The 2,406-nt window shown below is 53.7% G+C and carries 1 rRNA gene; it reads left to right on the top strand.

Annotated elements, in window-relative coordinates:
• Positions 1-2,406 (top strand): 23S ribosomal RNA (locus tag ACFWMZ_RS28190); the annotation flags it as partial.

Below are 2,406 nucleotides of genomic sequence, written 5' to 3'. Positions count from 1 at the left end.
GAGTAGCGGCGAGCGAAACGGAACAAGCCCAAACCAAGAGGCTTGCCTCTTGGGGTTGTAGGACACTCTGTACGGAGTTACAAAGGAACGAGGTAGATGAAGAGGTCTGGAAAGGCCCGCCATAGGAGGTAACAGCCCTGTAGTCAAAACTTCGTTCTCTCCTGAGTGGATCCTGAGTACGGCGGAACACGTGAAATTCCGTCGGAATCCGGGAGGACCATCTCCCAAGGCTAAATACTCCCTAGTGACCGATAGTGAACCAGTACCGTGAGGGAAAGGTGAAAAGCACCCCGGAAGGGGAGTGAAAGAGATCCTGAAACCGTGTGCCTACAAGTAGTCAGAGCCCGTTAACGGGTGATGGCGTGCCTTTTGTAGAATGAACCGGCGAGTTACGATCCCGTGCAAGGTTAAGCAGAAGATGCGGAGCCGCAGCGAAAGCGAGTCTGAATAGGGCGAATTGAGTACGTGGTCGTAGACCCGAAACCAGGTGATCTACCCATGTCCAGGGTGAAGTTCAGGTAACACTGAATGGAGGCCCGAACCCACGCACGTTGAAAAGTGCGGGGATGAGGTGTGGGTAGCGGAGAAATTCCAATCGAACCTGGAGATAGCTGGTTCTCCCCGAAATAGCTTTAGGGCTAGCCTTAAGTGTAAGAGTCTTGGAGGTAGAGCACTGATTGAACTAGGGGTCCTCATCGGATTACCGAATTCAGTCAAACTCCGAATGCCAATGACTTATCCTTAGGAGTCAGACTGCGAGTGATAAGATCCGTAGTCAAGAGGGAAACAGCCCAGACCGCCAGCTAAGGTCCCAAAGTATACGTTAAGTGGAAAAGGATGTGGAGTTGCTTAGACAACCAGGATGTTGGCTTAGAAGCAGCCACCATTTAAAGAGTGCGTAATAGCTCACTGGTCGAGTGACTCTGCGCCGAAAATGTACCGGGGCTAAACGTATCACCGAAGCTGCGGACTGTTCTTCGAACAGTGGTAGGAGAGCGTTCTAAGGGCTGTGAAGCAAGACCGGAAGGACTTGTGGAGCGCTTAGAAGTGAGAATGCCGGTATGAGTAGCGAAAGAGGGGTGAGAATCCCCTCCACCGAATGCCTAAGGTTTCCTGAGGAAGGCTCGTCCGCTCAGGGTTAGTCGGGACCTAAGCCGAGGCCGAAAGGCGTAGGCGATGGATAACAGGTTGATATTCCTGTACCACCTCCTCACCATTTGAGCAATGGGGGGACGCAGGAGGATAGGGTAAGCGCGGTATTGGATATCCGCGTCCAAGCAGTTAGGCTGGGAAATAGGCAAATCCGTTTCCCGTGAAGGCTGAGCTGTGATGGCGAGCGAATTATAGTAGCGAAGTTCCTGATTCCACACTGCCAAGAAAAGCCTCTAGCGAGGTGAGAGGTGCCCGTACCGCAAACCGACACAGGTAGGCGAGGAGAGAATCCTAAGGTGATCGAGAGAACTCTCGTTAAGGAACTCGGCAAAATGACCCCGTAACTTCGGGAGAAGGGGTGCTCTGTTAGGGTGCAAGCCCGAGAGAGCCGCAGTGAATAGGCCCAGGCGACTGTTTAGCAAAAACACAGGTCTCTGCGAAGCCGTAAGGCGAAGTATAGGGGCTGACGCCTGCCCGGTGCTGGAAGGTTAAGAGGAGCGCTTAGCGTAAGCGAAGGTGCGAATTGAAGCCCCAGTAAACGGCGGCCGTAACTATAACGGTCCTAAGGTAGCGAAATTCCTTGTCGGGTAAGTTCCGACCCGCACGAAAGGCGCAACGATCTGGGCACTGTCTCAACGAGAGACTCGGTGAAATTATAGTACCTGTGAAGATGCAGGTTACCCGCGACAGGACGGAAAGACCCCGTGGAGCTTTACTGTAGCCTGATATTGAATTTTGGTACAGTTTGTACAGGATAGGTAGGAGCCTTGGAAACCGGAGCGCCAGCTTCGGTGGAGGCATCGGTGGGATACTACCCTGGCTGTATTGACCTTCTAACCCGCTGCCCTTATCGGGCAGGGAGACAGTGTCAGGTGGGCAGTTTGACTGGGGCGGTCGCCTCCTAAAAGGTAACGGAGGCGCCCAAAGGTTCCCTCAGAATGGTTGGAAATCATTCGCAGAGTGTAAAGGCACAAGGGAGCTTGACTGCGAGACCTACAAGTCGAGCAGGGACGAAAGTCGGGCTTAGTGATCCGGTGGTTCCGCATGGAAGGGCCATCGCTCAACGGATAAAAGCTACCCCGGGGATAACAGGCTTATCTCCCCCAAGAGTCCACATCGACGGGGAGGTTTGGCACCTCGATGTCGGCTCATCGCATCCTGGGGCTGTAGTCGGTCCCAAGGGTTGGGCTGTTCGCCCATTAAAGCGGTACGCGAGCTGGGTTCAGAACGTCGTGAGACAGTTCGGTCCCTATC

Origin of the sequence: Streptomyces sp. NPDC058373, assembly GCF_042723275.1 — a bacterium.
Taxonomy (GTDB): Bacteria; Actinomycetota; Actinomycetes; order Streptomycetales; family Streptomycetaceae; genus Streptomyces.
This window is presented reverse-complemented; position numbering and strand designations above follow the sequence as displayed.